The organism is Sphingomonas sp., from assembly GCF_023266535.1.
GTDB lineage: Bacteria > Pseudomonadota > Alphaproteobacteria > Sphingomonadales > Sphingomonadaceae > Sphingomicrobium.
On the sequence record NZ_JAHFPY010000028.1, the window covers coordinates 23238 to 29508 of the forward strand.

Genomic DNA, 6271 nt, shown 5'->3' on the forward strand with positions numbered 1-6271 from the left:
AACGCAAGATTAGAGGCTGATCGTCGCCGGGACGAGGCTGGCGGTCTCGCGCAGCACGTCCGGCAGGTCGCGTTCGCCCGACGAAGGCTCGAACCGCGCCTCGGCCAACACCACCGGCGCAGCGACCGTGTTGCTGGCATATTGGACCGGCGGCAGGTCGCGGCGATAGCCATGGGTGTAGGCATGGCCGGCGGTGAAGGTCAGCACCGGCTTGTAATCCTGCACGTCGCTCGAATCGACGATCCGGTCGGTGCCGTTGTCGAGCACCAGGAAGCGGCCGTTGGCGCGCACCACCAGCACCGCATGGTCGGCGCGGCGCGACAGATCCTTCAGCACGACCAGATAGAGATCCTTGTCGGCAACTCCGGCGGCGCGAAGCATGGCACGCTTGGCCAAAGCGAAGTCCTCGCAGTCGCCGCGGCCATGGGCCAGCGTTTCCATCGCCGCCTGCCAGCGGTCGGCGATGCCGAACTGGACACGGTCGTCGACGAAGCGGACGCGCGAATTGATGTAGCTGTTGACTGCTTCGAGCTTGGCGAAAACCGGCTGGCCGCGAAGCGAGGCGGCGAAGGCGCCGGCATTGCCGCCGACGCCCGCCCCCGAGACGCGGTTCCAGCTGGCGTCGAGCGGGCTGCGGCCGATCGACAGCGCGACGCTGTTGAACACGTCGGGCCGGTCGGCCGAAACCGGCGAGCGGTCATAGGTGATGACGGCCGGCCGGATCGGCAAGGTGCGGGCCGCGGGCACGACATAGCTGCTGTAGAGCGGGCGGCCACCCTGCTGGGCGGTGATCGCCGCCAGTGCGCTCGGCGCTCCGCCAAGGATCGCCTCGGTCTTGGTGAACGACCGGTTGGTCGGGCTGACCACCTGCGCCTGGGCCGGAACGGCAAGCGCGACCACGGCGAGGCCGGGAAGAATGCGACGGGCGAAGCGAGCGGCGGTATCCATGCCCCGCTTTTCGCAGGACAAGGAAAAAACAGCCTTAAATCACTAGGTTAACAGTTGGTTATCCTAGTTCGGCGAGAAAGGATTCAATCGCTGAATTAAACGCTTCCGGCTGCTCGGCATTGGTCAGGTGACCGGCCCCGGCAATCACTTCCAGCCTCGATCCGGGGATCAGCCGGTGCAGCTCCTCGGACAGCGGCGGTGGCGTGATGCCATCCTCGTCCCCAACCAGGATCAGCGTCGGAACGTCGATCGCCGCGGCCCGGTCGCGCTGGTCCGCCAGCCACACCGCTTCCGCGCCGATGCGATAGGCGGCCGGGTCGATCACCGCCATCGTCTCGATCACTTCCGCGCGAAGCGCTTCACTCGCTGCGCTGCCTACCAGGACTCCAGTTCTGGCTTCGGCCAAGGCGCGCATCGACATCGACCAGCTTGCTGTGACGGAACGGTTGTAGATACCCTGACCGTCGGGATGCACCGCAAAGCTGTCGGCAATGATCAACGAAGCGCAACGCTGACGTGCCGCGGCGTGCATGGCGATGGCGATCACCCCTCCAAGCGATAGGCCGCATATATGCGCCCGATCGATGCCCAGCGCGCTCATTGCAGCGAAGATGGCCGCCGCAAGATCGTCCCGGCTGGCCCCCTCCATATAATCGCTTTCGCCATAACCAAGATAATCGAAGGCGATCGCCCGGCGGCTGGCTCCGAAATGTTCGATTTGCGGCACCCAAACGCTCTTGTCCGAGCCTACACCGTGCAGGAAGACGATCGGCGTCGCGCTGCTGCTTCCCTTTTCCAGCAGACCAGTACGGCCACGCGCGGTTGATATGCTCGCCATCACGCGCATCATGGGGTCGCGCATCCCCCTATTGCAAGCTAGGCTCGGCCCATGACCAGCATGACCGTCAACGGCGAGGCGATCCACTACAAGCTCGATCCTGAAACACCGCTGCTGTTCGCGCTGCGCGATGCGTCAAACCTCACCGGCACCAAGCATGGTTGCTACAGCGGCGATTGCGGCAGCTGCACGGTGATCGTCGACGGTCGCGCCGTCCTGTCCTGCCAGCTGACCATCGCCGCCGCCGAAGGCGCCGATGTCACGACCATCGAGGGGCTGTCGGCTGATCGCGCCCATCCGTTGCAGCAAGCCTGGGCGAGCGAGCAGGTCAGCCAATGCGGCCGCTGCGATCCCGGCTTCATCATGGCGCTGGCGGCGCTGATGCGCGCGACGCCCAATCCCGCGCCCGAGCAATTGGCGCAGCTGCCCAACATCTGCCGTTGCGGCGCGACGCCGCGCATATTGAAGGCGGTCGCACGGGCGGCCCAGGTGGCCGCTCCCTTGGCCGCCTTTGCACCGCCCAAAGCTGAACAATCGAATTCGATTCGGTTCAGCAACGGCTCATCGATCGAAGACCAAATTCCCCCCAACGACTCATGACGTTGAAGGTTGGAGTTTTTCAGTAATGCGTAAGCTCTTCATTCCCATGCTGATGGCGGGCGTATTGATGCCGGCCGCCGCCTACGCCGAGCGCGGCGAAAACGGGCCTCGCGAGCACCGCGAGCGGTCCGACAGCAGCAGCGACAATTCGTCCAACGACCGTCCGCAGCACGTGCAGCGCATCGAGCGCTCGAACAATGATGCGCCGCGCGTCCAAATCGACCGGACCGAGCATGTCCAGCGCAGCGCCGACGTCCAGGGCGGCGACCAGCCCAGGGTTCGGCGGTTCGAACGCCGTGAAGACGCGCAGCCTGTCCAGCAGGTCCAGCCGGTCGAACATGTCGAACATGTCCGCCGCACCGACCGCGATAACGACGGTTTCGTTGGTTCGATCACCCGCGTCGGGCGCGAGGGGGCGGTGCGCGACCAGGATGGCGTCCAGGTGCATCGCGATGGCGGCGGGTTCACCGGCGTCCACGATCGCATTGTCCGCGACGGCGACCGGGACGACCACCACCGCCGCTGGTCGGGCGACTGGCGCCACGACCATCGTTACGACTGGCGCAGCTACCGCAACCGCTATCATTCACTGTTCCGGCTCGGCCGCTACTACGACCCCTATGGCTGGAACTACAGCCGCTTCTCGATCGGCTTCAATCTGTGGCCGAGCTATTATGGCTCGAACTATTGGCTGAACGATCCGTGGCAGTATCGCCTGCCGCCGGTCTACGGCCCGTACCGCTGGGTGCGCTATTATGACGACGCGCTGCTGGTGAACATCTACACCGGCGAGGTCGTCGACGTGATCTACAACGTCTTCTGGTAGACTTGAGCTAACAGTTGGTCGAAGGGGCGTTGCGGGTGAACCGCGGCGCCCCTTTTGCCGTCGGCCAAGCGCCTTCGCGCCCGCGTGGCGCGGCAATCAAGAGGTCGACGATGAAACATAAGCTTGCCCTGGTCATTTGCGCTGCCGCCATCGCCCTCCCGGCCAGCGCCGGCCTCGCGCAGCCCGCCGCCGCGACGGCCCCTGCCCAAAGCGCGCATGACCGGCTGTTCAAGCTGTTCCAGGACAGCGACGAGGCCAATCTCCAGCGCAATCCATTGAATGCCCTGTTCCGCGGCGACATGCGTTTTGCTGCCCATCTCGGCGACAACATCACCGACCAATATTATGCCGGCGAGCGCGCCGCTGCCGAGGCCGACCTCGCCGCGCTCCATGCCATCAACCGGGCCGAGCTCAACCCGACCGACCAGATCGCCTATGACGTGTTCGAATTCTCGACCGAGGACACGCTCAGGGGGTTGCAGCCCGACCTGCTGGCGCTAACCGCCGTCCGGCCGATCAACCATTTCGCCGGCTTCCACACTTTCTATGCGACCTTCGCCAGCGGCAAGGGCGCGGCGCCGTTCAACTCGGTCGAGGACTATGAGAATAACCTCAAGCGCCACGCCGAGTTCGTGACGTTCATCGATCGCGCCATCGGCCGCTTCCGCGAGGGCGAGCAGAGCGGAGTGGTCGAAACCAAGCTGACCGTCCGCAACATGATCGAGCAGCTCGACACGCAGCTCGCCCAGCAGCCCGAGGACTCGCCCTATTTCGGACCGGTCAAGCAGTTCCCCGACAGCATCGGTGCGGCCGACCGGGCGCGGCTGACCACCGCCTACCGGGCGGCGATCACCGGCGAGCTCTACCCGGCGCTGACCCGCCTGCGCGACTTTCTCAAGACGGAGTATCTGCCCCGGGCCCGCGACGGCGTTGGCCTGATGTACATGAAGGGCGGCGACAAGCTCTATCGCTACCTGGTCCAGTCCACCACGACCCTGCCGCTGAACCCGGAAGAGATCCACGAGACCGGGCTCAAGGAGGTCGCCCGCATCACCACCGAGATGGAGAAGGTCAAGCAGGAGGTCGGCTTTGCCGGCACGCTGCCCGAATTCTTCGACTATCTGCGCACCGACCCCAAGTTCAAGAAGCCGACCCGCGAGGCGCTGACCCAGGGTTATTACGATATCGGCAAGGCGGTCGACGCCAAGCTTCCCCAATATTTCTCGACCCTGCCCAAGGCCAGGCTGCAGATCCGCCCCTACGAGCCGTTCCGCGAGAAATTCCAGGCCGGCGGCAGCTATGAGCAGGGGACGCCGGACGGCTCGCGCCCCGGCACCTTCTATTTCAATGCCTATGACCTGCCGTCGCGGACCACGCCGGGCATGACCACCCTCTATCTCCACGAAGGTTCGCCCGGCCATCATTTCCAGATCAGCCTGGCGCAGGAGAACAGCACGCTGCCGCCGTTCATGCGGTTCGGCGGCAACACCGCCTATGTCGAGGGCTGGGCGCTCTACGCCGAGACGCTCGGCTACGACATGGGCTTCTACAAGGATCCGATCCAGCGCTTCGGCACGCTGTCGGACGAGATGCTGCGGGCGATGCGGCTGGTGCTCGACACCGGCATCCACAGCAAGGGTTGGACCCGCGAGCAGGCGATCGATTACATGCTGGGCCACAGCGACATCGGCAAGACCGACGCCACCGCCGAGGTCGAGCGCTACATCGCCATCCCCAGCCAGGCACTGGCTTACAAGACCGGGGCGATGACCATCCAGCGCCTCCGCCGCAAGGCCGAGGCCGAGCTTGGCAAGAAGTTCGACATTCGCGAATTCCACGCCCAGGTGCTGATGACCGGCTCGCTGCCGCTGGCGATCCTTGAACGGAAAATCGACGCCTGGATCGCGGCTAAGAAGGCCAGCTAGGCGTCCCGCTCGTCGAGCCGGACCATCGGCCGGTTCTTGATCTCTTTCTTGACGAAGCTGGTCTCGTAGCGGCGGACGACCGGGCTCGCCGCCAGCTCGGCATCGGCGAAGGCGTTGAATTCGGCCATGTCGCGGCACGCGACCAGCAGCAGCATGTCGTCGCTGCCGCTGACCTCCAGGCACAGCTGCACCTCGTCGCGCGCCTTCAGCCGGGTGCGGAACTGGTTGAAGTCTGCTGCCTGTTGATGCTCGTGCAGCTGCAGCCGGACGACCGCGCGCAGCCGATGGTCGACGATCTCGGCCGACAGCAGCGCAATGGTCCGCGCAATCGCCCCGCTCTCCTTGAGGCGCCGAATCCGCCGGGCAATTGCCGACGGCGACAGGGCGATGATCTCGGCCAGCTCCTCGGCGGTGCGGTCGGCATCCTCCTGCAGCGCGTTCAAGAGCTTGAGGTCGAAACTGTCGAACATCGTTCGAACCTTGCCAAATTTTGGCGCGGGCGCTAGTTCAAATGCGCTGCCTCGGCGGCCTGATGCGCGTATAAAGATGGCCTAAGGGGTCATTGCCATGTTGTCGCGAATCGCAACTGTGATCACGGCCGTCTCGCTGGCGCTTACCGCGCAGGCCTCGGCGGCTGCCCCGGTCAAGCAGAAGACCTGCCCCGGCAAGACGCATCAAACGACCAAGGTCGCCGCGGCCAAACCGGTCAAGCCGAACAAATGGGGCGGCGGCGGAGCGGGCGCGCAAATGCGCCGTACGCCCGATATCCAGATCCTCAGCTTCGGCCCCTAGTCCGCCGGATTCATCCGGGCGGTAAGCGCGTTGGAGCGGTTGACCAGCGCGGAAAGCTCGCGCGCGTTGAGCTCGCTGTCGAACGACAGGCCCAGCGCTTCCTCATTCTGCCAGCGGACGCCTCCTGGCCGCACGAACGTTCCGCAGTCCAGCTCGACGGCGGTTCCGTTCGGCAGGCGCGCGGCGCACTGCAGCCTGGCGCCGCCGGCGGAAAGGTCGAGCATCTGGACATGGTGGCGCTCGCGTCCGGCCTGGAGAAATGCCGGCAACGCCACCGCGACCCGCGGATAAACGCGGCGGTCGGCATAAGCGTCTTGCTCTTGTGGGGACGGTACTGGGCTG

8 protein-coding genes are annotated in these 6271 nt (G+C 65.3%); 4 read left to right on the forward strand and 4 right to left on the reverse strand.

Translation table 11 applies throughout. The features are described from left to right. Positions 1-9 precede the first annotated feature (9 nt). Both Q0C64_RS06085 and Q0C64_RS06090 read right to left on the reverse strand, forming a co-directional pair. Positions 10-948 (reverse strand): transglutaminase-like cysteine peptidase, encoded by a 939-nt coding sequence (locus Q0C64_RS06085; protein WP_294121542.1) that lies wholly within the window; start codon positions 946-948, stop codon positions 10-12. Positions 949-1006: 58 nt separating this feature from the next. Then, positions 1007-1786 (reverse strand): alpha/beta fold hydrolase, encoded by a 780-nt coding sequence (locus tag Q0C64_RS06090; protein ID WP_294121545.1) that lies wholly within the window; start codon positions 1784-1786, stop codon positions 1007-1009. 51 nt (positions 1787-1837) lie between these two features. Here Q0C64_RS06090 and Q0C64_RS06095 point away from each other — a divergent pair, with 51 nt between their 5' ends. The 3 genes from Q0C64_RS06095 (at position 1838) to Q0C64_RS06105 (ending at position 5137) form a co-directional block, all read left to right on the forward strand. Continuing rightward, a complete protein-coding gene (locus tag Q0C64_RS06095; protein ID WP_294121547.1) occupies positions 1838-2386 on the forward strand; it encodes a (2Fe-2S)-binding protein in 549 nt (182 codons plus the stop codon). Between the two features lie 25 nt (positions 2387-2411). Continuing rightward, complete coding sequence (locus Q0C64_RS06100) at positions 2412-3212, forward strand: RcnB family protein (protein ID WP_294121549.1); 801 nt, start codon at positions 2412-2414, stop codon at positions 3210-3212. Positions 3213-3322: 110 nt separating this feature from the next. After that, on the forward strand, positions 3323-5137 hold the full coding sequence (locus tag Q0C64_RS06105) for a DUF885 domain-containing protein (protein WP_294121550.1): 1815 nt from the start codon (positions 3323-3325) through the stop codon (positions 5135-5137). Here the strand turns inward: Q0C64_RS06105 and Q0C64_RS06110 are convergent. After that, positions 5134-5607, reverse strand: a complete 474-nt coding sequence (locus tag Q0C64_RS06110) for an Lrp/AsnC family transcriptional regulator (protein WP_294121552.1) — start codon at positions 5605-5607, stop codon at positions 5134-5136. The two genes, Q0C64_RS06105 and Q0C64_RS06110, sit on opposite strands and share 4 nt — an antisense overlap. 97 nt (positions 5608-5704) lie before the next feature. Between Q0C64_RS06110 and Q0C64_RS06115 the strand changes: the two genes are divergently transcribed. Next, the gene (locus Q0C64_RS06115) at positions 5705-5929 is read left to right on the forward strand and encodes a hypothetical protein (protein WP_294121554.1); all 225 of its coding nucleotides are present in this window, start codon (positions 5705-5707) and stop codon (positions 5927-5929) included. Here Q0C64_RS06115 and Q0C64_RS06120 read toward each other — a convergent pair. Continuing rightward, positions 5926-6271 (reverse strand): PilZ domain-containing protein (locus Q0C64_RS06120; RefSeq protein ID WP_294121557.1); only part of this gene is annotated, 346 nt, incomplete at its 5' end. The two genes, Q0C64_RS06115 and Q0C64_RS06120, sit on opposite strands and share 4 nt — an antisense overlap.